Annotated in this window: 25 protein-coding genes; 15 read left to right on the top strand and 10 right to left on the bottom strand. The window is 68.0% G+C overall.

What is annotated here, in order from left to right; all coding sequences use genetic code 11:
• Nucleotides 1–45 precede the first annotated feature (45 nt).
• The 6 genes from ACWEPG_RS05595 to ACWEPG_RS05570 form a co-directional block, all read right to left on the bottom strand.
• A complete protein-coding gene (locus tag ACWEPG_RS05595; RefSeq protein WP_450113656.1) occupies nt 46–1,575 on the bottom strand; it encodes an SDR family oxidoreductase in 1,530 nt (509 codons plus the stop codon).
• The gene (locus tag ACWEPG_RS05590; RefSeq protein WP_450113655.1) at nt 1,572–2,936 is read right to left on the bottom strand and encodes a TIGR01777 family oxidoreductase; all 1,365 of its coding nucleotides are present in this window, start codon (nt 2,934–2,936) and stop codon (nt 1,572–1,574) included. The genes ACWEPG_RS05595 and ACWEPG_RS05590 overlap by 4 nt, the downstream gene beginning before the upstream one ends.
• A 58-nt stretch (nt 2,937–2,994) precedes the next feature.
• Nucleotides 2,995–4,359 (bottom strand): cryptochrome/photolyase family protein, encoded by a 1,365-nt coding sequence (locus ACWEPG_RS05585; RefSeq protein ID WP_450113654.1) that lies wholly within the window; start codon nt 4,357–4,359, stop codon nt 2,995–2,997.
• Nucleotides 4,360–4,561: 202 nt separating this feature from the next.
• The gene (locus ACWEPG_RS05580) at nt 4,562–6,271 is read right to left on the bottom strand and encodes a cation:proton antiporter (RefSeq protein ID WP_452594030.1); all 1,710 of its coding nucleotides are present in this window, start codon (nt 6,269–6,271) and stop codon (nt 4,562–4,564) included.
• Nucleotides 6,272–6,332: 61 nt separating this feature from the next.
• Nucleotides 6,333–6,905, bottom strand: coding sequence for a TIGR03086 family metal-binding protein (locus tag ACWEPG_RS05575; protein ID WP_450113652.1), 573 nt, complete (start codon nt 6,903–6,905; stop codon nt 6,333–6,335).
• Between the two features lie 84 nt (nt 6,906–6,989).
• The gene (locus ACWEPG_RS05570; RefSeq protein WP_450113705.1) at nt 6,990–8,399 is read right to left on the bottom strand and encodes a bifunctional phosphatase PAP2/diacylglycerol kinase family protein; all 1,410 of its coding nucleotides are present in this window, start codon (nt 8,397–8,399) and stop codon (nt 6,990–6,992) included.
• Nucleotides 8,400–8,805: 406 nt separating this feature from the next.
• Here ACWEPG_RS05570 and ACWEPG_RS05565 point away from each other — a divergent pair, with 406 nt between their 5' ends.
• The 8 genes from ACWEPG_RS05565 (at nt 8,806) to ACWEPG_RS05530 (ending at nt 14,874) form a co-directional block, all read left to right on the top strand.
• Complete coding sequence (locus tag ACWEPG_RS05565) at nt 8,806–9,174, top strand: STAS domain-containing protein (protein ID WP_450113651.1); 369 nt, start codon at nt 8,806–8,808, stop codon at nt 9,172–9,174.
• A gap of 440 nt (nt 9,175–9,614) precedes the next feature.
• Nucleotides 9,615–9,770, top strand: coding sequence for a DUF6131 family protein (locus tag ACWEPG_RS05560; protein WP_450113650.1), 156 nt, complete (start codon nt 9,615–9,617; stop codon nt 9,768–9,770).
• Nucleotides 9,771–9,850: 80 nt separating this feature from the next.
• A complete protein-coding gene (locus ACWEPG_RS05555; protein WP_450113649.1) occupies nt 9,851–10,264 on the top strand; it encodes an ATP-binding protein in 414 nt (137 codons plus the stop codon).
• Nucleotides 10,265–10,338: 74 nt separating this feature from the next.
• A complete protein-coding gene (locus tag ACWEPG_RS05550; RefSeq protein ID WP_450113704.1) occupies nt 10,339–11,046 on the top strand; it encodes a SigB/SigF/SigG family RNA polymerase sigma factor in 708 nt (235 codons plus the stop codon).
• Between the two features lie 113 nt (nt 11,047–11,159).
• The gene (locus ACWEPG_RS05545) at nt 11,160–11,537 is read left to right on the top strand and encodes a TA system antitoxin ParD family protein (protein WP_450113648.1); all 378 of its coding nucleotides are present in this window, start codon (nt 11,160–11,162) and stop codon (nt 11,535–11,537) included.
• Nucleotides 11,534–12,109: a zeta toxin family protein gene (locus ACWEPG_RS05540; RefSeq protein ID WP_450113647.1), complete on the top strand. Its 576-nt coding sequence runs from the start codon at nt 11,534–11,536 to the stop codon at nt 12,107–12,109. The genes ACWEPG_RS05545 and ACWEPG_RS05540 overlap by 4 nt, the downstream gene beginning before the upstream one ends.
• A gap of 144 nt (nt 12,110–12,253) precedes the next feature.
• A complete protein-coding gene (locus ACWEPG_RS05535; RefSeq protein ID WP_450113646.1) occupies nt 12,254–13,654 on the top strand; it encodes a WS/DGAT/MGAT family O-acyltransferase in 1,401 nt (466 codons plus the stop codon).
• A gap of 68 nt (nt 13,655–13,722) precedes the next feature.
• Entirely contained in the window at nt 13,723–14,874 is a 1,152-nt protein-coding gene (locus ACWEPG_RS05530) for a serine hydrolase domain-containing protein (protein ID WP_450113703.1), read from the top strand.
• A 38-nt stretch (nt 14,875–14,912) separates the two neighbouring features.
• Here the strand turns inward: ACWEPG_RS05530 and ACWEPG_RS05525 are convergent, their stop codons facing one another.
• A complete protein-coding gene (locus ACWEPG_RS05525; RefSeq protein WP_450113645.1) occupies nt 14,913–16,118 on the bottom strand; it encodes an Ig-like domain-containing protein in 1,206 nt (401 codons plus the stop codon).
• A gap of 399 nt (nt 16,119–16,517) precedes the next feature.
• Here ACWEPG_RS05525 and ACWEPG_RS05520 point away from each other — a divergent pair, with 399 nt between their 5' ends.
• Nucleotides 16,518–17,504, top strand: a complete 987-nt coding sequence (locus ACWEPG_RS05520; RefSeq protein WP_452594029.1) for an alpha/beta fold hydrolase — start codon at nt 16,518–16,520, stop codon at nt 17,502–17,504.
• 26 nt (nt 17,505–17,530) lie between these two features.
• Here ACWEPG_RS05520 and ACWEPG_RS05515 read toward each other — a convergent pair whose 3' ends face one another.
• Both ACWEPG_RS05515 and ACWEPG_RS05510 read right to left on the bottom strand, forming a co-directional pair.
• The gene (locus tag ACWEPG_RS05515; RefSeq protein ID WP_450113643.1) at nt 17,531–17,965 is read right to left on the bottom strand and encodes a CBS domain-containing protein; all 435 of its coding nucleotides are present in this window, start codon (nt 17,963–17,965) and stop codon (nt 17,531–17,533) included.
• Nucleotides 17,966–18,140: 175 nt separating this feature from the next.
• Entirely contained in the window at nt 18,141–18,575 is a 435-nt protein-coding gene (locus ACWEPG_RS05510; RefSeq protein WP_450135525.1) for an SRPBCC family protein, read from the bottom strand.
• Between the two features lie 542 nt (nt 18,576–19,117).
• Between ACWEPG_RS05510 and ACWEPG_RS05505 the strand changes: the two genes are divergently transcribed.
• On the top strand, nt 19,118–20,455 hold the full coding sequence (locus ACWEPG_RS05505; RefSeq protein ID WP_450113702.1) for a phosphoribosyltransferase family protein: 1,338 nt from the start codon (nt 19,118–19,120) through the stop codon (nt 20,453–20,455).
• A 48-nt stretch (nt 20,456–20,503) separates the two neighbouring features.
• Here ACWEPG_RS05505 and ACWEPG_RS05500 read toward each other — a convergent pair whose 3' ends face one another.
• On the bottom strand, nt 20,504–20,851 hold the full coding sequence (locus ACWEPG_RS05500; RefSeq protein ID WP_450113641.1) for a carboxymuconolactone decarboxylase family protein: 348 nt from the start codon (nt 20,849–20,851) through the stop codon (nt 20,504–20,506).
• Nucleotides 20,852–21,054: 203 nt separating this feature from the next.
• Between ACWEPG_RS05500 and ACWEPG_RS05495 the strand changes: the two genes are divergently transcribed.
• The 5 genes from ACWEPG_RS05495 (at nt 21,055) to ACWEPG_RS05475 (ending at nt 24,184) form a co-directional block, all read left to right on the top strand.
• On the top strand, nt 21,055–21,939 hold the full coding sequence (locus ACWEPG_RS05495; RefSeq protein WP_450113640.1) for a universal stress protein: 885 nt from the start codon (nt 21,055–21,057) through the stop codon (nt 21,937–21,939).
• 49 nt (nt 21,940–21,988) lie between these two features.
• Nucleotides 21,989–22,453 (top strand): DUF1918 domain-containing protein, encoded by a 465-nt coding sequence (locus tag ACWEPG_RS05490; RefSeq protein WP_452594028.1) that lies wholly within the window; start codon nt 21,989–21,991, stop codon nt 22,451–22,453.
• Nucleotides 22,454–22,517: 64 nt separating this feature from the next.
• Complete coding sequence (locus tag ACWEPG_RS05485) at nt 22,518–23,006, top strand: flavodoxin domain-containing protein (RefSeq protein WP_450113638.1); 489 nt, start codon at nt 22,518–22,520, stop codon at nt 23,004–23,006.
• Between the two features lie 239 nt (nt 23,007–23,245).
• The gene (locus ACWEPG_RS05480; protein WP_450113701.1) at nt 23,246–23,533 is read left to right on the top strand and encodes a DUF1876 domain-containing protein; all 288 of its coding nucleotides are present in this window, start codon (nt 23,246–23,248) and stop codon (nt 23,531–23,533) included.
• Between the two features lie 51 nt (nt 23,534–23,584).
• Nucleotides 23,585–24,184, top strand: coding sequence for an Rv1733c family protein (locus ACWEPG_RS05475; RefSeq protein WP_450113637.1), 600 nt, complete (start codon nt 23,585–23,587; stop codon nt 24,182–24,184).
• Nucleotides 24,185–24,198 lie beyond the last annotated feature (14 nt).

Genomic DNA, 24,198 nt, shown 5'->3' with positions numbered 1-24,198 from the left:
CTCCCGGACCGGTCGGTCCATTCCGCGCGCGGGCCCGGAACGGGCTCAGGACCGGTGCGCGGGCCGGTGACGCGGCTCCCGATGGGGGGAGCCGCCGTGCGGTGACGCGCTCCGCCCGGCGGCGCCGGCGATGTTCTCCAGCATCCCCGCGAAGATCACTCGGTGGAACGGCACGAGCGCATACCAGTAGAGCCGTCCTGCCACACCTTTCGGCAGGAACACCGCACGCTGCCGGAGCCGGGTCCGATCCGGGCCGAGGGTGGTCAGGTCCCACTCGAGCCACGCGCGTCCGGGGGCGCGCATCTCCGCCCGCAACCGCAGCAGCACCGGACGCTCGATGCGTTCGACCCGCCAGAAGTCGAGCGCATCGCCGGTGTGCAGGGTGCGCGGATGACGGCGCCCCCGCACCAGCCCCACCCCACCGAACGCGCGGTCCAGCCAGCCGCGCACCGACCACGCTAGGGGGAACGAGTACCAGCCGTTCTCCCCGCCGATCGCCTCGACGACCGACCACACGGACGCCTGGTCGCTGGGACAGTCGATGTGTCGCTCGTCGACGAATGCGTTATCGCCGGCCCACTCCGGGTCGGACGGCAACGGATCGGCGGGTGCACCGACGGGCGAGGCGTTCGCCCACGTGGTTTCGACGTCGCCACGCTCGATCCGGCGCAGTGCCAGGCGCACCGCCTCCCGGTAGCCGGTCAACCCGTCCGGTGGGGGCGCGATCACCGAGTCGATCTCGTGGTCGCGCATCACCGCGTCCGTGCTGACAGACTCGATCAGCGCGCGACCCAGTTTCGGGGGAATCGGCGTGACCAGGCCCACCCACAGCCCGGCCAACCGTGGCGTGAGGACCGGCAGGACCAGGATCCGCCGTCGCCGCAACCCGGCGACCTGCGCGTACACCTGCATCATCTCGCCGTACCGCAGGATGTCGGGACCGCCGACGTCGTAGGTTCGGCTGTGCGGCAACGGCGCCGTCGCCGCGCCCACCAGGTAGTGCAGAACATCGCGGACCGCGATCGGCTGAATGCGATTGTTCACCCAACGCGGCGTCGTCATCACCGGCAATCGATTGCTCAGGTGGCGGATCATCTCGAACGACGCCGACCCCGATCCGATCACGACGCCGGCCTGCAGGACGAGGGTGGGCACCGACGAGTCCAGCAGGATCCGGCCGACCCGTGTCCGGGATCGCAGGTGCGGGGACAGCGTGCCCGTGTCCGGGTGCAGCCCGCCGAGATACACGATCCGGCGCACTCCCGCATCGCGGGCGGCGGCGACCACGTTGCGGGCGCACCGCTGCTCGGTGTCCTCGAACCGTCCCCGACCACCCATCGAATGCGCCAGGTAGTACAGCACGTCCACGTCGCGGCATGCCCGCGCCAGCGACTCGGGGTCGTCGAGGTCGCCGCGCACCACCTCGACGTCGTCGGCCCACGGCACGTCGCGGAGCTTGTCCGGCGTCCGCGCGAGCACCCTGACCCGATGCCCCGACCGGACCAGGCGCGGAGCCAATCGGCCGCCGATGTATCCGGTCCCGCCGGTGACGAGGATGCGCAGCGGCGCGGTCACGTCGGCTCCGCGATGTGCCCGAGCTGGTGACGCAGCGACGGCTCCAGCGTGGGGCGGCGGTACCGGTGGCCGGCATCGAGCAGGGTCTGTGGCACCACCCGCTGGTTGGCGGTCGCCAACTCCCGCGCGCCCTGCGCGCCGAGCAGGAGCCGCGGCCCGAATCCGGGCACCGGCAGCAGCGCGGGGCGGTGTAGCACCCGGGCCAGGGTCCGTGCGTACTCCCCGGCGCGGACCGGCTCCGGTGCCACCGCGTTCACCGCGCCCGACAGTCGCGGATCGGTCAGTGCGCGGTGATAGATGTCGACGAGGTCGTCGAGGTCGATCCACGACAGCCACTGGCGCCCCGAACCGACGCGGCCGCCGAGGCCGGCGGCGAACAGCGGTCGCAGCAGCCGCAACGTCCCGCCGCGGGGAGACTGCACGATGCCGGTGCGCACCCGCACCACCCGAATCCCGGCGTCGGAGGCGGGCGACGTCGCGGCCTCCCAGTCGGCGACGACGTCCGCGAGGAATCCGGAGCCCCTGCCGGCGTCCTCGCGGAGCGGTTCGTCGTCGCGGTCGTACCCGTAGAGGCCGATCGCGGAGGCGCAGACGAAGGCGGTCGGTCCGTCCGAGGCCGTGCCGGCGAGTTCGGCGAGCCGGCGGGTCGGCTCGATCCGGCTGTCCCGGACCGCGGCCTTGTGTGCCTCGGTGAACCGGCCTGCGATCGACGCACCCGCCAGGTGCACGACCGCGTCGACATCGTCGAGGAGATCCGGCGAGGGTGCGGCGGGGAACCACTGACGTTCGTCGGGACTCCGCGGCGCCCGACGCACCAGGCGCAGCACCTGGTGCCCACCGGTGCTCAGGAAGGCGGTCAGCGCGGACCCGACCAGACCGGAGGCGCCGGTCACGGCGACGGTCATCGGCCGGGTCCCGCGGTCTCGGGCCTCCTGATGCGCGGCCAGGTCGTCCGCGAGCTGCCGGTGCCGGTACGCGAACATCTGGCGGAGCATCGACGCGGGTACCGGTGTCTCCACGCCGTCCACCACGCGCGTGGTCCGGGCGTCGACCTCCACGAAGGTGTGGACGTGTCGCCACGGCACCAGCATCCCGGCGGGTAGGGAGGCAGGGCCGTCCCGCACGATCCGGTCGACGAACCGGCGCGGTGGGTCGTACGCCGACGCGTCGTGCTGGGCGATCCACCGCAGGCCACCGGGCAACGACAACTCGGCGCGGCCGTCGGCGAGCGAACCGGCCTCCGAGATCGCCCCGACAGGCTGCCAGGGCGGGAGCAGACGGTGCAGCGCGCCGGGCCTGGCGTACCAGTCGAACACCTCTCGGCGAGGCGCGGTCACGGTGCTCGCGTACTCGATTCCCATGCGAATTCCTTCCGATCGTGCGTTCCGGGAATTCGGTACCGACCGCCGTTCGGACGGGTCAGCTCGGACCGCTGATCCGCCCGTACCGCTCCAACGCGACGAGCCGCTCGTGCGCGTGATCGACGATCGGGTGCGGATAGCCGTCCGGGGGACCGTCCGGAAGGCGGTGCACCCGCTTGCCCGCGACTGCGCGCAGTTCGGGCACCCAGCGGCGCACGTAGTCGCCCGTCGGATCGAACTTCTCGCCCTGCGCGGTCGGGTTGAACACCCTGAAATACGGCGCGGCATCCGTACCGGAGCCCGCGGTCCACTGCCAGCCGTGCTGATTCGACGCCAGGTCGCCGTCCACCAGGTGCGTCATGAAGTGGCGCGCGCCCCGCCACCACGGCAGGTGCAGATCCTTCGTCAGGAACGACGCGACGATCATCCGCACCCGGTTGTGCATCCACCCCTCGGCGAGCAGTTGCCGCATGCCCGCGTCGACGATCGGGAACCCGGTGCGCCCCTGGGCCCATGCGATGAACGCGCGATCGGCGTCCACGCCGGTGTCGTAGGCGATGTGATCGAAACGCGGGTTGTAGTTGCCGCGCGCGGTGTCGGGACGGTGAAACAGGACGTCGGCGTAGAAATCGCGCCAGGCGAGTTCGCTGCGCAGCGTCGTCGCGCTCTCGTCGGAGCGACCCGAGAGGTCGTGCAGGACGGTGCGGGGGTGGATGCAGCCGAACTTCAGATACGGCGACAGGCGGCTCGTGGAGTCGCGATCCGGACGGTCCCTGTCACTCGAGTACGCGGCCAGGTCGCCGTCCCGGAAGTCGGCCCAGCGCTGCAGGGCGGCGTCCTCGCCGGCGCGGGGGAGGAGGGGGCCGTCCCCGTCGTGCGGAGGCGGCACGGGTACCCGCGCCGCGACACCTTCCGGGTCGATCCAGTCGACGGTGTCGGGTCCGGTGGCGGCGGGAGCGCGCCAGCCGTGCTCGAGCCAGGCCCGGCGAAACGGTGTGAACACCTTGTACGCGGTGCCGTCCGATTTGTGGATCCGGCCGGGCGCCACCGCGTAGGGGGAGCCCGTCGCGACGAGCGGGACGTCGCCCAGTGCGGCCGCGACCGCGTCGTCCCGCCGGGTGCCGTACGGGCCGTAGTCGGCGGTGACGTGCACCGACGCGGCGTCGAACTCCCGCGCCAGCGCGGGAACCACCGCAGTCGGATTTCCGGTGGTGACGAGCAACCGGCCGCCGAGGTCCTCGTCGAGGGAGCGCAGGCATTCGATCAGGAAGTTGCGCCTCGGCGCGCCCGAGGGGCGGAGCAGCGCGTCGTCGAGAACGAACAGGGCCACGGCGGAGTCGCCGTCGTCGGCGACGGACAGCAGGGTGGGGAGGTCGGTCAGTCGCAGATCACGCCGGAACCAGACGAGTGCAGTCCTGCTCATGACGGTCATTCTCCGCCATCCGTGCGGCAGGACGTTCCTCGCCGATATTTGTACGTCTGACCTGCTGATATGTTCCAGATCCCCGACGCGGCCCGCAAAATAATGTCATAACGCAGCTTATCGGCAGTAGGGGTGGCTCGAACCCGGCAAACCTCGCCGACCAATAACCCGCCCCGAGGGGGCGGGCCCTCGGGGCGCGCGGTCAGTGGGCCTGTTGCTCGCCGAGCGCCTCGAGGCGCGTCTCTTCGAGGTCGAGTCGGCGTTGCGCCGCCTCGAGGGTCTGGGAGCTGTACGTACCGCGGGAGCGGGCGTGGAGGAGGGCGGCGCGCTCGGCGAAGATGGTGTCCAGACGCACGCGCAGGTACTCCTCGCGGCGCAGATCGTGCTCGGGATCGGGGGAGGACCCGCCCCGGGCCTCGCGCTTGCCGATCAGGCTGTCCTGGCGGACGCGGGCCAGCACGTCCGGGTCGGTCTCCTGCGGGGCGTCGGCGAGGGCGGCCTCCGCCGCGTCCGCGAGCTCCTCGAGCAGCTTGCCGTACTCGGCGCGCAGCCGGGCCGTGTCGTCCGCGGGCACGTTCACCCAGCGGATCACCCACGGCAGCGTGAGCCCCTGCAGAAGCAGGGTGGTGACCGCGACGACGAATGCGATCAGGATCAACTCGGCGCGGTACGGGGTGTCGTGGGGGAGCGTTTGGGCGGCGGCCAGGGTGATGGCCCCGCGCATCCCGGACCACGCGAGGACGACTCCGCCCCGCCAGCCGAGGGTCTCGGTGAGCAGGAAGTCGATGTCCGCGCTGGTTCGGGTCACGCGGCGGCGGATGAGTGCCTTGCGGCCAGGGCTCAGCCTCTCCACGTCGTCGAGGTCACGCAGACGTTCTTGCCATCGTTCGATGCGCGGTGCCCTCGCCGCTGCTCGGCGTTCGTCCCGGCGGAGCACGGCCACCAGCGGAACCACGAAGATCATCCGCGCGGCGATGACGAAGGCGGAGGCGAGGAGACCGAACAGCAGGCCCTGCCCGGACGGCAGTCCCGCGTCCTGGACCTCGTCGAGGAGGTGTTCGAGGCTCAAGCCCATGATGAGGAAGATCGCCGATTCGAGGAGGAAGGCGATCGTGCGCCAGTTCATCTCCTCGGTGATGCGGTCCTGGGCACGCAGGAAGCGGGGACTGAGGTGCCCGGTGACAAGTCCGGTCACGACGACTGCGAGCACGCCCGAGGCACCGAACTCCTCGACGGGCACGAAAGCGACGAACGGCACCACGAACGAGATCGCGGTGTTGAGCACCGTGTCGTTGATCCAGCTCCGCACGCGGACGTTGACGACACCGACCACGACGCCGACGACCGAGGCGAAGACCACCGAGAACACGAAGTCGCCGGCCACGTGCCACAGCGACACCGCACCCGCCATCGCGGCGATCGCCGACCGCAGCAGCACCAGGGCGGACGCGTCGTTCACCAGGCCCTCGCCCTCGAGGACGGTCAGCAGCCGGGACGGCAGGCCGAGCTTGCGGCCGACCGACGTCGCGGCGACGGCGTCGGTCGGGCTGATAACGGCGCCGAGCGCGAACGCCGTCGCCCACCCGAGGTCGGGAATCAGCAGGTGGAACAGCGCGCCGGCGCCGGCGGTGGTGACCAGCACCAACAGCACCGCCAGCCCGCTGATGGCCTTGAAGTTCCGGCGGAAGTCCTGCGCGGGCATCGTCACCGCTGCCGAGTACAGCAGGGGAGGCAGGACCACGGCGAGGATCCACTCCGGCTCGACGTCCACGTCGGGCACCGCGGGGACGAAGCTCAGTCCGATTCCGACGACGACCAGGCTCAGGGGAGCGGCCAGACCCAGACGCTGTGAGAAGGCCGATACGGCAACGATGCTGGCTACGCCGATGATGGCTATGAGGGTGAGATCCACAGGGTCATTGTGGTCGTCCTCCGGCTACCCGCCTCGCCCCGACACCCGCGCCAGGCGTGATCTATCCGGTCCAGCGCGGGTCACGGCCGGTGAGTGCGATCAGTCGCTCGAGCGGCGTGGCATCCGCGGGGGCGGCGACCTCCGGGCCGAACAGCCCGCTGCGCGCCTCCTCGGTGCCGGGACCGCTGAACTGCGCGACGAAGTCCCGCGCCCCGTTCACCGAGGCGTCGTCGACGAGGTAGGACTGTCCGGTCGCGCGGGCCACGTCCCAGCCGTGAACCACGACCTCGTTCATCGCGACGCGACCGGCTTCGCCTCCGGTGAGGTCGACCCCGCCGGCGCGGGTGTTTCCGGACCATGCGGCCTCGTCCCGCCACGCCTGCGCGAGCTCGTCCAGCCGGGTCGCGATGTGGTCGCGCCAGTCGTCGGGGAGCCGGTCTCCGCGCCCGGACGGACCGACCTCGAGTGGCTGCTTCCGGGCAGCGAGCGTGAACGCGAGGGCCAGACCGTCGATGTGGTCGAGCAGATCCGCGACGGTGTACTCGCGGCACGGCGTCGGGGCGCTGAGCTGGTCGTCACGGACACCTCGGACGATACCGGCGACCGCGTGCGTGGCGGGTCGAAGGTCGAGCATGGTTGTCCTCCTGGATCGATGGGATTCACCTGTATCGACTCGGATTCGGCCTGGACCTCATCGCACCGGAGGCACTCGACCGCATCAGCGGTGCAGGGTCAGTGCCTTCGGCTTGCTTACGAATCGGAAAGTGGTGCCCTCGCCGACGACCTCGCCGTCGGTGGCCAGCGCGACGGCGGCACCACGCACCTCGACGTCGACGGCGTCGACGGTGCGGCGTACGTAGGTGGGGGAGCCGCCCAGGGTTCCGGTCGCCGCCGCGGCGGCGAGGCGAAGGCGGGACAGGGGGACGTCGGCGCGTAGGTACCGCACATCGAGGATGCCGCCCTGCAGATCCGGACGCGACATCGGAACCTGGTCGCCGGGTGAGTAGCGGCCGTTCCCGACGAACAGCATCCAGACGTCGAACTGTTCGCCGTCGATCGTCAGGGTGATCGGTTCGGCGGTGCGCAGCACCCTGATCATCGCGGCGGCAGCCGCAGGCCACTTGCCGAGGCGCGGTTCCCATTTCTCTCGTAGCCGCACCGAGTCGGGGTACCCGCCGAGGCTGGCGGTGTTGACGAACGGCCGCGGGTCGGCGCCGCCGACGGCGACTTCGGCGACGTCCACGAGCGCAGTCCGCCCCTTCTCCAGGGCGGTGACGCTGGTCTGCACGTCGGCGACGCCGGCGTCCCGGGCGAAGTGGTTGAGGGTGCCCCCGGGGAACACCGTCAGCGGCAGGTCATGGCGCAGGGCCGCATCGACGGCGGCGATCACCGTACCGTCGCCGCCGCAGACACCGAGTGCGGTCGGGGATTCGGATCCGATCCGGTCGTCGAGCAGTTCGCCGACGTCGCGGTCTGGATCCATCTCGACGATCGACGCCTTCGGCAGCTCGTCCCGGATCCGGCCGAGGACATCGTCGTCGTTGCCGCCGGAACCTGGATTGACCAGGACAAGCAGTCCCAGTCCCTGATGAAGTGGCGGCCCGTCGAGGGCAGGTCCGAGCTCGGCGGGCTCGTCGGTGCGCACCGCCCACCATCGTCTGGTCGCGAGCGCGACCGCCGCCCCCACCGCGGCTCCGGCGACGACATCGGACGGCCAGTGCACGCCGACATGCACCCGCGAATACGCCACGGCCGCGGCCAGCGGGGCCACCGCCACGCCTGCCGCGGGGGACTCGAGCGCCACACCGGTGGCGAACGCGGCCGCGGCCGCCGAATGGCCGGAGGGGAACGACGACGAGCGGGGGAGCGACCGGGCCCGTCGCAGAACTGACAGGTTCGTCAGGTCGGGCCGATGCCGAGGGAGGATCGGCTTGAGCAGTCCGTTGGTCAATGCGCTGGCGCCCGCCACCGCCAGGAGCCCACGTACCGCGGCCCGGCGTGGTCGACCACCCGCGGCCACCAGCACCACGGATACACCCCACCAGAGCTTGCTGTGGTTGGCTGCGCGGCTCAGATGCCGCAGGCCCCGGTCCGCCGGGGAGGGGTTCAGTCCGGCACTACGGGCCATCAACTCGGCGTCGACCTCGCGCAGCAGCCGGCGAGGATGCCGCAATCTCGATCGTCCTGGGCTCACGTGCGGTCTCCTCTCGCAAGAACACTCTCCCCAGCGTCGCACGTCTCGAGCGGTGGACGCGCGCACCGACACGGTGCCCGACCGGCTGGTGTGGGTCCGTCATCTTCGTGATCGTGATCGTGATCGCCGGTCTGATTCTGTGACGAGCACCCCTGCAGCGTTCGTGATAGGAAGAGAAGGGGGTTGCCCCTGATCGTTCCGCCGGCCGAGCGCCGCGACGGGCGGGTTACCGGAGTGACATGGAACCGACAGTTCGCTGCGTTTCAGGGGCTCGCAGTCACGCGCAACCGATCACGGAGGTCAGCCGTGCACATACAGACGCGTCGCTACGACCCACTCGATGTCTGCCTGGGTGTCCGGGAGCGGCGCTCGCCGAGAATCACGGTTGTCAGTGTCGCCGGCGACGTCGACGAACCCGCGGTGGCCAACCTTCACGGACCGAATCGAAGCCGGGGTTGCAGAAGCGTCGCATTCGGTGATCGTGGATCTGACCAACGTCGAGTTTCTGGGTCTCTCCGGGGTGCAAGCGCTGGCGGTGGAGAAGATCCGTGCCGAGCGCAGCGCTGTCGAGATGCTTCTCGTGCCGGGAGGTCGTGGTGTGATCCGGCCGCTCACCGTAGCGGGGCTGCGGGACCGCTTCCTCCGATTCGGATCGGTCCGGGAAGCCGTGGAAAGCGTGTGCGTGGGACCCGCGAGACTCGCGGGTTAGCCGCGTCCGCGATCGAACTACTCATCGAAAGCCTTGTCCCGCAGAGACGTTCTCACCGGGGCACACTCTGCACCGGAGGTCCCGGGGCAGGCGGCGGTGCCGGTGGGATCGGATCCGGGCCCGGCCCGGGGACCGGTTCAGGCGACGGCGGCTGAGGTCCGGGAGGGTGGGGTTGTGGTTCCGGATCCGGGATCGGTGGCGGAGTGGGTGGCGGTGGCGTGGGCACGGGTGGCTGGGGGATCGGATCCGAGGGGATCGTCCTAGTCGTGGCCGGCGACGCAATCGTGGTCATGGCCACCGGGTGCCCACGGTTGCCGTGGTGAAAACTGCCACTTCCGTGATCGGGCGGATCTCGGCCGCACGAGGTTTGTGATCCGCCGGTTCGGGGAAATCGATCGCGAACCGGGCAAGTTCGGCCCTTATGGCAAGGAGGTCAGGTCGTGATCATTCTCGGAGTCATTCTCGCGATTCTCGGGTTCGTGTTCGGAATCTCGATCCTGTGGACCATCGGAATCGTGCTGATCGTCATCGGCGCAATCCTGTGGATTCTCGGGGCGGCCGGGCACGCGGTGGGCGGCCGCGCTCACTACTACTGAATCCCAGCTTGCGCACTTGATCTCCCCACCACATGGAGGTAGCAGTGGGACAGTGGGCGATTGGACTGGAAGGAGTCACGATGGGGGACGGCGCGATCGTCACCTCGCCGGTCGAGGTGACGGTGGCTGCCGACTTCGGTCAACTGCCCGTCTTGCGGGCAGTCGCCGAGACCATCGCGGTGCTGGCCGATTTCAATCTCGACGATGTGTCCGACATCAAACTGGCCGTCGACGAGGTCTGTTCTCAGCTGATCAAGGACGCACTCACCGGCGCCGCACTGATCTGCAAGTTCGTCGTCGCAGGGGGCGCGATCGAGGTCGAGGCGTGCGCGGACACATCGTCCCGCACGATCCCGGATGAGCGCGGGTTCGGATGGCATGTGCTGCAGGAACTGACCGACGATATCTCGGTGAGCCACCTGCCGCTGGGATCCGATGACCGCGGCTACCGCACATCGATCGTGTTCACGAAGAGGATGGGCGGCGACGCCTAGTGGCGGTCGTCGGGCAGGGGCACGGAACAGACACGTCCGACCCCTACGACAATCTGACGGATCTGTTCGTACAGATGTGCCGGCCGGACACCGACACCGATGCCGTTCGGGAAGAAATCGTCACGCGCGCACTGCCTTTGGCCGAGCACATCGCCCGCCGGTTCCGCGGCCGCGGCGAGGCGTACGACGACCTGCTCCAGGTGGCACGACTGGGGCTGGTCAACGCGGTGGACCGGTTCGACGTCACCCGCGGTACCGACTTCGTTTCCTTCGCCGTCCCCACGATCATGGGGGAGGTGCGCCATCACTTCCGCGACGTCGGATGGGCGATACGGGTGCCCCGCCGGATGAAGGATCTCCACCTCGAGATCACCAGGGCGGTCGGCGTGCTCGCGCAACGGCTGGGACGGGCGCCGTCGGCCCGCGAGATCGCAGACGAACTCGGACTCGACGTATCCGAGGTGGCCGACGGACTGCTCGCCGGAGGGGCGTATCACACGATGTCGATCGACGCCCCGATCGGCGACCAAGAGGACAACGCTCCACTCGTCGACACCATCGGCGCCGATGACGCCGCGCTGGAAAAGGTGGAGAACTTCGTGGCGCTGGGACCGGCGCTGGAACGGCTGCCCGAGCGCGAGCGGACGGTCCTGATCCTGCGGTTCTTCGGAGGAATGACGCAGACGGAAATCGCCACACGGGTCGGGATCTCGCAGATGCACGTGTCCCGGTTGCTGTCACGAACCCTCGCGCAGCTGCGCAGCGAACTCGAGGGTCGGTGAACGACGGTGGTCGATCCTTCGGTCGCGATGCGTGACGGAGCCGCCTCCAGGGCGAGTTTGTAGCAGATTGCTACACTGGATTCGGTTGTGAGGCGTCGCCCGAAGGAGCAGTCATGACGAATGTCGCGGACAAGGTGACCAGGTTCTCGTCGGAACTCGTCGATGCGGCGGCGGCCGAGGGGGAGCGGGAGAACCGCTCGGCGCGCCAGCAGCTCGAGCACTGGGCCCGGGTGGGCCGCGAGGTGTCGAACCAGCGCCAGGTGGCGCGCCGTCGCGTCGAGGCCGCGCTCGCCGGTCGGCTGCCGCTGCGCGAGCTGTCCGACGAGGAAGGCGTGGTCTTCAACGCCGAGATCGCAGCCGCGCTCGAGGAGTCACTGGCCACCGGCGATCACGTCGCCGATCGCGCCGCGCAGGGCCGCGCCACGATCGTGCTCGATGAGCAGGGCCGCGTCGTCAAGCACCTGCCTGACGGCACCCAGATCATTCTGTGAGGCGGCTCGACCTCGTCGTCGGGCCGAACGGTGCCGGCAAGTCCACCTTTGTCGAGCAGCGTCTCGCGCCGCTTCTTCCGGGCAGTGTCTTCGTCAACGCCGATGTGATCGCGCAGGACCGCTGGCCCGACAGCGCCGAGGAGCACTCCTACGAGGCGGCACGGATCGCGGCGACCATCCGAGACGCCCTGATCGAGCAGGGGGAGTCGTTCATCGCCGAGACGGTGTTCTCGCACCCGTCGAAGCTGGAGCTGATCGACCGTGCGCGCAGGGCAGGCTACGTCGTCGTGCTGCACGTGGTGCTGGTGCCGGTCGAGCTGTCGGTCGCTCGTGTCGCCGAGCGCGTCGTCGAGGGTGGGCATCGGGTGCCGGAGGAGAAGATCCGGGATCGGTTCGGGCGGTTGTGGTCGCTGGTGGTGGAGGCGATCGGCAGAGTCGACCATGCGAGCGTGTACGACAACACCGCGGCCGACGTCACGCGGATCGTCGCCAGGTTCGTCGACGGGGAAGCGGTCGGCGAGATCAGCTGGCCCGTGTGGACTCCGCCGGAGCTGACCGAGTTGGTGGTGTGAGCCGCCGCTTCGGGTACGGGCGGTCCGGCTGGAGGCGGTGGGCTGCGATCGCCGGCCGGATGAGTGCGTTGCCGTAGTTCTGGACGGAAGAAGTCCGAGGGTGTAAAGCTGAGGAGCGATGCGTGCGCACCGCGGAGGTGCCTGATGGAATTGATGTCACCCGTTGACCTGGCGTTGCTCGTGGGAGAGATCGGTTCGCGCACCCTGCACGTCGCTGCCCTGATGGTGTTCGATGCGGCCGAGGATCAGGACGAGACCTTCGTCGAAGCGGCCTACCGGCAAGCCCTGACCTACACCACCGTGCACCCGGCGCTCATGCGCAGGCCAGTCGCACGATTGTCCACGGCAGGCCTGCCCACGTGGGAGACGGTCGACTGCATCGACATGGGCAGGCACCTGCTGTGGTCGGTGCTGACTCCTCCGGCAGGAGACGCGGAGCTGTACCAGTTGGTCGCACGTCTCCACGAGAGCCAGCTCGACCGCTCCAGACCGCTGTGGAACGCCCATCTGATCGAGGGTCTGTCCGGCGGGCGATTCGCCCTCTACGTGAAGATCCATCACGCGCTCCTCGACGGAATGTCCGGGATACGTCTGATCGAGCGTTCGCTGAGCACCGATCCGCTCGAACGCGGCAAGCCGGTTCCGCTCATGCTCGATGGCGAAGAGCCCGTGAAGAGTCCTGTCCGGGACGGGTGGGGGCTGATCGGCTCCGGCCGCCGGGCCCGCGACCTCGCCGAGGGGATGGTCGCCGCGGTGGAAATCCTCGGCAAGGCCCTGTTCGGAGAGGCGGGCAAGGTCGTAGCAGGTCTGAGGTCCGAGGCCACGGTGTTGCCGATGCAGGCCCCTCGGAGTGTCCTGAACGCAAAGATCACCTCAGCGCGGGCTTTCTCTGCCCGTTCGTGGCCGAAGGCGAGGATCAGGGCCGTTCAGGATGCGACCGGCGCTTCCTGCGGTGATGTGATCCTCGCGATGTGCGCGGGCGCGCTGCGCATCTGTCTGCTCGAGCGGGGCGAGCTGCCGCATGCGCCGCTGATCGCCTTGGTGCCGGTGGCGCAGCGCAGGCGCATGGACGCCGATTCGGGTGGAAACTCGGTAGGGGTGGCGCTGTGCAATCTGGGAACGGACTTGGCAGACCCACTCGATCGACTGGACCTGATCGTGCGGTCGATGACCGCCGCCAAGAATCGGATTCACGAGCAGGGCCTGTACCCGTCCCTGATGACGGCAGTTCCGGACCTCGTCTCGAACCTGACCACGATATTGCCGATCGACCCTCACCTGAGGCCCACATTCAATCTGGTGATCTCGAACGTTCCCGGTCCACGGCAGCGGTTGTACTGGAACGGCGCGCCGTTGCGGCAGCTGTACCCGGTCTCCGTCGTCTTCGACGGTATCGACCTGAACATCACCGTCTGTCACTACGCGGACGAGCTCCAGTTCGGTTGTATCGGGGCACCGGAATCAGTTCCGCACATCGAGCGTTTGACTGAAGTGCTCGAGGAAGCATTGTGCGACCTCGAAACCGCGACAGCAGTGGATGGATGATGAACAACCCGGCCGTTCACCCCGACCGCCCCACCCCGGTGCCAGCGCCGCCGCTCGTGACAGACGCGATGCGCGTCGACCCCGGATTCCGGACACTGGCAGCCCAGTTCTTCGACCTGTTCCAGAAGACACAGGACGGCGGTGGTGCACTCGCCGTCTACCTGCACGGTGAGCCGGTGCTCGACGTGTGGGCGGGGTGGGCGACACCGGTCGACCGGTGGCAGGTGGACACCGTCGCCTTGTCTTTCTCGACCGGAAAGGGTGTCGCCAGCACGGTGCTGCATCGTTTGGCCGAGCGGGGGATCATCGACTACGACGCCCCCGTCGCCCTGTACTGGCCCGAGTTCGCCGCCGCAGGTAAGGAAGCGATCACTGTCCGGGACCTGATGAGCCATCGCGCCGGGCTGCACCGGGTGCGGGGCCTGGTTCCCGGTCCGCTGGGGTTGCTGGACCACACCGCCGTCACCACCGCACTGGCCGCCAGCGCGCCGGACCCCCGCAGTCCGAGGCTGCCCGGGTATCACGCGGTCACCTACGGCACGCTGGTCGCGGAGCTGGCCGCGCGAGCGACTGGGAAGCCGTTCGCCGAGCTGGTGCGCACGGAGATTGCCGAGCCGCTCGGCGTCCCCGAGTTCTGGTTCGTCGTTCCGCCGGAGGAGCGATACCGGATCGCCAAGACCTTCCCGCGGATCAATCCGTTCCGGCTGTCGTGGGAGACGACCTCGTTCGCGCTTTCCAGGATCCCGGGGCTCAGGGGCGTCGCCGATGCCGGAATGCCGAAGGGATTCGACGAACTCGTGCGCAACCCAGCGATCCACGACTTCGCCATGCCGGGATGGAACGGTGTCTTCAACGCTCGCGCGCTCGCCAAGATGTACGCGGCGCTCGCCAACGGCGGCAGCGTCGAGGGCATCCAGTTCCTGCGACCGGAGACCGTCGCGCAATTGAGCGAGGTGCAGACCACTGACCGTGACTATGTCCTCGGCATCAGGATGAACTGGCGGCTCGGCTATCACGCCGGCCTTGTCGCCAGCCGGACGCAGTATGGACAAGCCTTCGGTCACTACGGACTCGGTGGGTCCGGCGCATTCGCTGACCCCAAGTCCGGTCTGGCACTGGCCTTCGTGACGAATCGGATGGGGAACGCGCTCACCCCGTTGACCGACCTACGGATGATGCGGCTGGGCGCGCACGCGCAGTCCATCGCACGCCGACTGTGACCTCGTCCGCCACGGTCCGGGCGAGGCGCGGCCTGCACTCACATTCCGCGTGACCGGGACCGGGCGACCACGAGAAGCGTCACGACGGCGGCGGCGCCGAGGGCGATGAACACTGCGGTCTCCGGTACCCGGTTCGTGCTCGGCTCGCCTGCAGCCGTCACCGTCAGGGTGCGCACCTCGGACGTCGACGCGATGGTCCCCGGGGCGCCCGAGTACTCCGCCCCGATCCTGTGGTCCCCGGCATCGGTGAAGGTGTGAGACGCCGATGCCCGGCCGTCGATCACACCGACCGGGTCGCCCAGATCGACACCGTCCGAGCGGAACTGAACAGTGCCGCCACCGGGCGCCGGAGAAACAGTGGCAGACAGGGTGATCGACGTCCCGGCGGGCACCGACTCCGGTACGGAGATCACCGTCGACGTTCTCACATCGGTCGGACTCGAGATGGCGACAGTTGCCAGGGGACCCGCCCCGGCGTTCAGCGGCCCGGTGGGCGTGTCTCGCGGCGAACACCGGGTCGCGGCCCACCGGGTTCCGAACATCGATGCCTTGGCGAGTGAAGTGTTGAAATTCGCGTCGTTGTCGAATTCGCCGGCCGCACCCGCAGTCCTGAGTTTCGGTGCGATCACGCCGGACTGGCCTGCGGTCATCGTGACCTCTATTGCGGGCATCTGGAACCAGGTGTCCCCGTTGGGGTTGGTCGAGCCGTCGAGGTTCTTCGAGTTCTTCGGAACCCGGATGCCGCCCTCGGTGTCGGTGCCCGACGTTGGGCTGTTGCCGATCACCTCGTTGTTCCCGGACAGTCGCAGAACGCCACCCGAGACGTCGTCGACGACACCGTTGTCGTCGACGCGAAGCACGTTGGGTGCCACGTTGTCGAGGTTGAAGCCCGTGCCGGCCACCACCGTGGCGCCGACGAACACCGCGTTGGCCGGGATCTCGAAGTCGTTCTTCAGTCGGGAGACACTGACGGTGGTCGCCCCCGATTTCGAGGAGGGATAGGACCTCGGACCCGTCTGAATTCGATAGGTGAACCGCTGTCCCGGTTCGACGGTGGTCGGCGCCTCGACGGTGACCGCATCCGCCCCGAGATCGTCGACGTCGATGACGGAAGACGCCCGGCAGGCATCGATGAACGACACCTCGGTCGGTGCCCCGACTGCGACGGACGACCCCAGTGTCAGGCACGAAGCCATCATCGCCGCAGCGGCCGGTGGCCTCCAGCGCCGCGGCGTCGACAACATGAATCGCTCCTCCTCTGGTGACACTCCGAAGGTCACCAGTTGGGTTGTCGCACAGGGCGAGTGCTCTCCGAATGCCGGCGGCGAACGGATTGTGATTCTCGGCTGGACCAGGCTGGCTACAGGAGTTCGGTCACGCCGGGTGCGCTCGGTGGACGGTCGACGGTCTGGCCATGGGTTCGGGGAACATCACGCTCTGCCACCAGCCGCTGAGCGGGCTCGGGTCCGGCCACACGACGTCCGGCTCAGGACCTGACTCGTTGACTGGCTGATCGTTGCGAACTGGTCTGCGGTACATCTGTTCTCCCGGTGGGCCCGAGCGTGTGATCGGACTCAGTGAACCGTGCAGTCGCCGGCATCAGTAGGGCCCGCGGTCACACGTGGTAGGGGCCTTCGGCCCGAATGTCGGCCTCGACGCCACGCGGGATTGTGGCCCGAGGCTCTGTGCGCGATGGGTTCGATCAGCGTTTGCTCGAATATGTGAACACGGATCGTGGTGACAGCGTGGCGCCGCGCGTGCGGTGGCGCCGGACCACCGTCAGCGGCCGACCGGTCCGATATGCCGTTGGTGGAAGCGGGCCGGTGGTGTTGTTCCTGCACGGATGGGGGCTGGGTGGACAGGCCTATCGTCAACCTCTCGCGCAGCTGGTTTCCGCGGGAATACAGGTGGTTGCACCGGCGCTTCCCGGTTTCGGTGGCACCGCCGCAATGTCGAAACGAACCCGCACGTTGACGGAGTACGGGCGATGGGTCGGGCATTTCGCCAATGCGATCCGGCTGGAACGTCCGGTCACCCTGGTTGGCCACTCTTTCGGAGGTGGCGTGGCCGTCGCCGCCGCGTACCGGGCGCCGGATCTGGCCGAGCGACTCGTCCTCGTGAATTCGATCGGTGGCTCGGCGTGGGTGGACGGCCGGGGACTCGTACAGGCCATCCGGGACAGGCCCGTTTGGGACTGGGGCCTGCACCTTCCCGCTGATCTACTTCCGAGACGTCAGGTCACTCGGGTGTTGCCCGTGATACTTCGGGACGCAGTACCCAATGTGCTGCGAAATCCTGTCGGAGTGTGGGAAGTCGCGCGCATCGCGAGGACTGCAAACCTCACCAGGGAACTCAACGCGCTGGCGAACCGACGACTGCCCATTTTCGTTGTCTGGAGTCTCCGAGACAACGTCATCCCGATGGCCACCACCATGTCGTTGCGTGCTGCGTTGGGGGAGCCTCGGACCATCACCGTACCCGGCGGGCATGCCTGGCTGATGGATGATCCCCGCTCGTTCGGCGAGATCATCACGAACGTGGTCTTCGAGGCTCCCGAGGGCGCGCCGAGCATCGGTGACATGGACGCAGATGGACGGGCGACCGGGGGGCACCAGTGCGGGCCCGCGTGACCCATTCCCTGGGCGGCCCGGGTCGATCACTTCCCGGACAGCTCCCCGGCCGCACAGATCGCCTCGACGAATTCACCGACCGTACGTTCCGGAAGGTGCCGGGCCAGATCGGCCTCGCTGATCATCCCGACCAGTTGGTGGTCGTCGAGGACGGGAAGCCGACGGATCCGGTGCTCCTCCATCATCGAGAGGACCTCTTCGGCCGGCGCTGCCGCATCGATGTAGTGGATGTGCCCCTGAGCGAGTTCGATCGCGGTGGTTGCCGACGGGTCTTGGCCGTTGGCAATACATCGAACGACGATGTCGCGGTCGGTGATGATGCCATATAGTCGGCCGTCGTCGCCGCAGATCGGAAGCGCGCCAACATCGAGGTCTCGCATGTGCCTTGCTGCGGTGGTGAGGGTGTCGTGTTCACCGATGCAGGTGGCTCCGTTGTGCATGATTTCTCGTGCGATGGTCACGAGTTTCCTCCAGATTTCGGTGTTCGCCGCGTCGGTGGCTTTCGTGGCCCGGACGCGCGGCCGCTGGCGCAAGTAGGCGCGGGTCGGCACCGTCATGATCTCGGACGCTCCGGTGGCATCGACAGGGCCGATGGTCACCAAATTCGGCCCGTCGGCTCGACGCCGCCGACGACGGTCAGATCTGCGCCAGCTCCCGACGAAGCCCCTGCGCGCCCCTGTCGAGCAGGTGTGCCACGGCCCGCCTGAGCAACGGTTCCGCCCATCGAAGCCATCCCTGGAACGCGAATCGGACCCGATAGGTGACCAAGCAGCGACCGCTCGGATGCGCGGTGACGGTGATCGTGTCGAGTGCGATCAGCGAGACGTTCGCGCCGCGCAACTCGATCGACCTGCCGGGTGTCAGGGCGACGACCTCGTAAATCAGGTCGCTGGTCCGGCCCGCGAACCGGGACGTGTTCGCATACCGGGTTCCGACGCCGCCGTCGCCTGAGATCCGCACGGTGCGGATCGTGCCAGGATCCCATCGCTCGGTGGTGGTGAAGTCCGCGAGGTACGCGAACACCGCGCCGGCTGACGCTTCGGTCGTCAGCTCGCGCTGCATGTCGATCATCGGGGCTCCTCCCGTTGCTGGGACCGAAATGACCAGATCTCTCGTATGAACGGTTCGCAGCGACAGACGAATCGGATGGGTGCCGCGCAAGTACCCTCGAGACCGTGGACTGACCGTACGGGTGTCACCGGCATCGCAGGCATGCGCGAAGACCCGAGACAGCGGCTACGCACTTCCGCTCGGCGGCACGTTCGCCAGCAATCATCGAACGCCGCGGATCCGGCCGAACGCGTCGCGTGGAGCCGCCACTGTCATCGCGTCAATCTGGTGGGCTGATGCGTGGCGTGTCCCGGAGCTGACGTCCTGTCCGGGTTCTCGCCTCGATTTGCCGGTGAGCCTTCCCTCCGGCCGCGAGAGATGACAGGGCACAAAGTCTCTTGACAGGTCCATTCGCAGGCAGCAGCTTGTCGGGGGGCCCGCGTCGGGGGGCCACACAAGGGCACTCTGGCCCTGGCATCGCATCGAGGTCGAGGCGACGATGGTCGGTGAGACGGATCAGCGACCCTTACAGCCGTACCGCGGTGCGCAAGGAGGCGAGGGTGATGTTCGTAGACAGAGCCGATGCGGGTATTCGACTCGCAAGGGCACTGCGACACCTGAACGGTCCAGATGTCGTCGTCGTGGGTCTGCCGCGAGGTGGTGTGCCGGTCGCGTGGGAGGTCGCGCGGGCGCTCGGCGCCCCGCTGGACGTCATCGTCGTCCGCAAGCTCGGCGTGCCGTTTCAGCCCGAGCTGGCCATGGGCGCGATCGGAGAAGGCGACGTGCAGGTGCTCGACCAGTCCGTGATCGACAAGGCCGCAATCACCCCCGCGGAACTCGCCGCCGCCGTGAGTGTCGAATGTGCCGAGTTGAAACGGCGTGTGCACCGTTTCCGGCCTGAGCGCCCCGCAATTTCACTCGCTGGGAAGACGGTCATTGTGGTCGACGACGGCGCGGCAACGGGATCGACCGCCAAGGCTGCGTGTCAGGTGGTGAAGGCGCGTGGCGCCGCCCGGATCGTGGTCGCCGTACCGGCAGCACCCCCCGTCGCGGTCACAGACTTCTTCCAGTTTGCCGACGATGTGGTGTGCCTGGCGTCACCGACGCCCTTCGATGCCGTCGGTCAGTGGTACCAACACTTTCCGCAGGTATCGGACGCTGAGGTTGCGCAATTGCTCCAACGCACCACCCCCGATCGGATCCCGACGCCGGTGACCTCGCCGGGAGATGCCCCGCAGGACCTGGATGAAGACGTCGTCATACAAACCGACGACGCCTGGCTCTCCGGGCACCTGGCATTGCCGGCCGATTCGACCGGGATCGTGGTGTTCGTGCACGGCAGCGGCAGCAGCAGATACAGCCCGCGGAACCGGTTTGTCGCGCGCACATTGAACGAGGCCGGGATCGGCACCCTCTTGATCGACCTGCTCACGCCGGAGGAGGAAACCGACCGACGCTGCGTCTTCGACATCACGCTGCTCGCGCGCCGGCTCTTCGACGTCACCGAATGGCTGCGTCGTCGACCCGAGACCGCCACCGCACAGATCGGCTATTTCGGCGCGAGTACCGGCGCCGGCGCTGCACTGTGGGCTGCCGCCAATCCTGCCGCCGGGCCGTTCGCAGTCGTCTCCCGCGGAGGACGCCCCGACCTCGCTGCCGTCAGGCTTGACGGGGTCACCTGCCCGACGCTGCTCATCGTCGGCGGACGGGACGACGCCGTCGTCGCGCTCAACCGTCAAGCACTCAACCGACTTCGGTGTGAACGCGAACTCACAATCGTCGAAGGGGCTACGCACCTCTTCGAAGAGCCTGGAACACTCGAAGAAGTCGCTGCACTGGCCTGTGACTGGTTCACCGCCCACCTGGCCGCATTGCCCGGTACCGGTGGTGGCAGTGCGTGATCGCTGCCTCGGTCCAGACGAACGCGCCTTCGGTGTCGATTCCGATGATCACGGCTGCTCCGCCAGGAACTCGTGAAATGCAGCGAATGCGCGGGGACCGTACACGGTTCCCGGTCCACCGGCCATCATGATCGCAACACCGATGGCCTCTGCTGCTTCCTCTGGGGTGCTGCCCTGCGTAGCGGCTCCCCGCGCATGTGTGGCGATGCATCCGTCGCATTGCGTTGTCACCGCGATCGCCAGGCAGATCAGTTCCTTGGTCTTGGCATCGAGCGCTCCAGGTGCCAAGGACGCAGCGTAGAGCTGCCCGAAACTCTCGTAGACCTGCGGAATCGCTTGACGCAACGCGCGGGCTGGGGCGCGTAGCTCCTGTTGGACATCTTTTCCGTAACCCATGACGTCCTCCGAATACTCGACGACGGACCTGTCGAGAACGTTCCCCGTCAGCCTCGGTCCTACACGTGCATCGCCTTGCACCCTGTCGACTGATGACCACCGGATGAGGGACCTTCGCCCCTGGGCGGTGTCTTCCCGCGTTGCGAAGATGACGTGACACCCAACTCGCGGCAGACGCGCTTGCCCGAACCGAGGAGTCCACATTGGATGCCAATGCCCCGATCGTGGTAGGCGTCGACGGATCCGAGTCCTCCAACGACGCGGTTCGCTGGGCCGCCCGCGATGCGGTTCGCCGCTCCGCACCCCTGCATCTGGTCTCGACGATGTATGTCGCAGGGACCTACGGCGTTCCGGTCGGCCTGCCACCGGCGTATTTCGACGACCACGAGGTTGTCGGACGGCGCCGATTGGCGCGGGCACTCGAGGTGGCACGTGCGGAGGCGTTGCCCCACCCACTGGCGGTTGATTCAGAGCTGGTGTGGGGTCACCCGGGCGGTCTTCTGCTGGAGCGGGCGCACGCCGCGCGGATGTTGGTGGTCGGATCGCGGGGACTCGGGGAGGTGTCGGGCGGCCTTCTGGGGTCGGTCAGTGCGACGGTCGCTGCTCACGCTGGCTGTCCGGTTGCGGTGATCCGAGAGCTTGCGGACCCCGAAGGTCCTGAAGGCGGTTCGGTGCTGGTTGGCGTGGACGGGACCCGTAACAGTGAACCGGCGCTTGTGGAGGCGTTCACCGAGGCGTCGCTCCGCGGGGCCGAACTCGTCGCGGTCCACGCGTGGTCCGACACCAACATCGGGAGCCTCTTCACTGCCGACCGTGGACTTGACTGGCTGTCGATCCAGGAGCGAGAAGAAGCTCAGCTCTCGGAGAGCCTCGCGGGTCTCGGCGAGGACTTCCCGGGCGTTCGTGTCACTCGGGTTGTCGTCAAGGACCAGCCCGCTCGAGAGCTGACCGAGCTGTCGGACCATGCGCAACTGGTGGTCGTCGGATGTCGGGGTCGGGGCGGGTTCGCGAGCCTTCTGCTCGGCTCCACGAGCCGGGCGCTACTGCACGCCATCGCCCGTCCCCTACTGATCGTCCACGCGCACTGACGAGCGTTCCCACCGGACGCCAGGACGATCTCTCGATTCACGGTGACGTGTGTCGTCTGTCCGAGGACTCTCGGCCCTACTCCAACGCGGGGTCGGGGGAGTGACGTGGGGGAGGAAGTTGTGGGCATGCTGTCGCCCGGCCGACCCAGTCCGCTGGCACCCACCTGGTCGGCGCGTGGAGCACAAACCGCGGCTCCGAAGACAGGGTGTCGCTGGAGACGACAGGGGGAGCGGTGTGTACGCCGTACCGGGAGACTGGCTCGTCGTCAAGGGAACGACCGTCGGTGCCGCAGACGAGGTCGGACAGATCCTCGGGGTGCGACGGGAGGACGGTACACCGCCATACCTGGTCAAATGGCTGCACGACGGCCACGAGGCGTTGGTCTTCCCCGGCCCGGACGCGCACGTCGTTCCGGCAGCCGACATGGAACGGGAAGACGCCCGGAAACGGAACAGGATTGCCGAGGTCCAACGGGCCATCGTAAGGGGGAGTCGGCCGCCCCGGCGCGCATGACCCGCAGCCGTCGCGGTCTCTCGGCACGGGGCTCGCGGCGATGAGCGAAAACCCCCACGTTCTCGTGGTCTACGCCAGCGCACACGGTTCGACAGCCACGATCGCCAACCACATAGCCGCCACGCTCACGGCCGCCGACGTATCCGTGCACACCGCCTCGGTGGACGAGGACCCCGATCCGAGTTCGTTCGGCGGGGTCGTGCTCGGAAGCGCAATCCACGACCGAGACGTCCTTCCCGCGTTCCGCGCGTATCTCGATCGCCGTCATACTGCGTTGTCGACGCGGCCGACATGGTTGTTCAGCGTGGGCATGGGCCCCGCACTTCGTGGCCCCGTGGGCGCACGACTGGGGCGGATGGTGCCGAAACCGATCGCCAGAATCCGCGACACTTTGGGCGTCAACGACTATCACGCCTTTGCTGGGGTGTTCGAACGCCCGCCCGAGCGACGTACACGGCTGATCATCCGGCTGCTGGGGGCACACTACGGTGACAATCGGGACCTCGCCGACGTGGCAACGTGGGCGAGCAGGATCGCCGGGGAACTCCGCTGACTGTCCTCGGCAGCGGGCCCTGTCTCGCAGGGTAAGGCATCAACGACATTGTCCACGCCGCGGATGTGCCGCCACGAGCGTCCGGAGCAACGGTCGGCCGACCTCGATCGTCGTTGCCAGCCGTCGGTCAGAGGAGCAGGTCACCAAAGATGGTCCTTCGACTCTATTCACCTGACGGCCATGCCTCCATGCTGGACTCGGCATTTTCCTTGACATGGCAGGGAGGTGACACCGCCATCATGAATCTGCACGAGAAGAAGTGGTCGGTGGACATCATCATCGACGAACACGATTCCACGACGGGTGAAACCCGGACCCGAGCGGAGGCCCGGCTTCGAACGAAGGACGCCACGTCGTTGGTCGGCATCGGAGTGGCACGTCGCAACCCACGGGACGCCGACATCCCAGAGATCGGCGACGAGTTGGCCGTCGCACGCGCACTCGCCGACCTGGCCCACCGGCTGATCGATACGGCGGCCACAGATCTCGAGGCAGTCACTCACGAACGGGTTCACCTCGATGCATAACCGCTCGGGAGTTTCGGGCGCTCGAATCGGATGATGTGAAAGAACTGGATGATGGAGGTCAACACCATACCGGCGCGATTGTGGCGATTGCGTCCGTGGAACAGCAATCGGCTGATGCGCGGTAGCGATCGGCTCGAGGCGTGGGCCGTTCTCGCCTCTGCGGCCATCCTGCTGTTCCTGGTCCCGATCTTCGCCGCAATCGGTACCGCGACCTACACCCGCTTGACCGATCAGGCTCGGACCGAGCGCTCTACCCACAGTGAAGTGCAGGCGGTGCTGCTCGAGGATGCCAACAGCGAGGCAGTGAGCACTATGGCGGGAACCGCCGCCGGCCAAGGGCACGCCCGCGCGCGATGGCAGGTGCGGGGTATCGATCACTCCGACACCATCACGGTCGGGCCTGGTGCGAAAGCCGCGCAGACCATATCCATCTGGGTGGACGGGAGCGGAACGCCAGTCGATTCACCGCGGACTGGAGCGGAGAATGCTGCTACCGCGATCGACGACTCGATTGCGCTGTGGGTGACGGCAGCTGTGGTGTGCACCGGTCTGAATCTGGGGCTGCACAGTTTGCACACGAAACTGCGACTGGCGCAGTGGGACAGCGAGTGGAGAGGCTTCGGATCGTCACCGGGATGGTCCGTGAGATGAGACGTCACGACGAC

The organism is Rhodococcus sp. NPDC004095 (assembly GCF_053604015.1).
Note: the sequence above shows the minus strand (reverse complement) of the source record. Positions and strands in the feature narration are given on the sequence as shown.

Excerpts from the sequence above, each read along its gene's own strand:
- ACWEPG_RS05590 (WP_450113655.1), bottom strand. The coding sequence starts at position 2,936 with ATGGGAATCGAGTACGCGAGCACCGTGACCGCGCCTCGCCGAGAGGTG.
- ACWEPG_RS05585 (WP_450113654.1), bottom strand. The coding sequence starts at position 4,359 with ATGAGCAGGACTGCACTCGTCTGGTTCCGGCGTGATCTGCGACTGACC.
- ACWEPG_RS05575 (WP_450113652.1), bottom strand. The coding sequence starts at position 6,905 with ATGCTCGACCTTCGACCCGCCACGCACGCGGTCGCCGGTATCGTCCGA.
- ACWEPG_RS05570 (WP_450113705.1), bottom strand. The coding sequence starts at position 8,399 with ATGGCCCGTAGTGCCGGACTGAACCCCTCCCCGGCGGACCGGGGCCTG.
- ACWEPG_RS05565 (WP_450113651.1), top strand. The coding sequence starts at position 8,806 with ATGTCTGCCTGGGTGTCCGGGAGCGGCGCTCGCCGAGAATCACGGTTG.
- ACWEPG_RS05555 (WP_450113649.1), top strand. The coding sequence starts at position 9,851 with ATGGGGGACGGCGCGATCGTCACCTCGCCGGTCGAGGTGACGGTGGCT.
- ACWEPG_RS05550 (WP_450113704.1), top strand. The coding sequence starts at position 10,339 with ATGTGCCGGCCGGACACCGACACCGATGCCGTTCGGGAAGAAATCGTC.
- ACWEPG_RS05545 (WP_450113648.1), top strand. The coding sequence starts at position 11,160 with ATGACGAATGTCGCGGACAAGGTGACCAGGTTCTCGTCGGAACTCGTC.
- ACWEPG_RS05535 (WP_450113646.1), top strand. The coding sequence starts at position 12,254 with ATGGAATTGATGTCACCCGTTGACCTGGCGTTGCTCGTGGGAGAGATC.
- ACWEPG_RS05530 (WP_450113703.1), top strand. The coding sequence starts at position 13,723 with ATGCGCGTCGACCCCGGATTCCGGACACTGGCAGCCCAGTTCTTCGAC.
- ACWEPG_RS05525 (WP_450113645.1), bottom strand. The coding sequence starts at position 16,118 with ATGTTGTCGACGCCGCGGCGCTGGAGGCCACCGGCCGCTGCGGCGATG.
- ACWEPG_RS05520 (WP_452594029.1), top strand. The coding sequence starts at position 16,518 with ATGTCGGCCTCGACGCCACGCGGGATTGTGGCCCGAGGCTCTGTGCGC.
- ACWEPG_RS05510 (WP_450135525.1), bottom strand. The coding sequence starts at position 18,575 with ATGATCGACATGCAGCGCGAGCTGACGACCGAAGCGTCAGCCGGCGCG.
- ACWEPG_RS05505 (WP_450113702.1), top strand. The coding sequence starts at position 19,118 with ATGTTCGTAGACAGAGCCGATGCGGGTATTCGACTCGCAAGGGCACTG.
- ACWEPG_RS05500 (WP_450113641.1), bottom strand. The coding sequence starts at position 20,851 with ATGGGTTACGGAAAAGATGTCCAACAGGAGCTACGCGCCCCAGCCCGC.
- ACWEPG_RS05480 (WP_450113701.1), top strand. The coding sequence starts at position 23,246 with ATGAATCTGCACGAGAAGAAGTGGTCGGTGGACATCATCATCGACGAA.
- ACWEPG_RS05475 (WP_450113637.1), top strand. The coding sequence starts at position 23,585 with ATGGAGGTCAACACCATACCGGCGCGATTGTGGCGATTGCGTCCGTGG.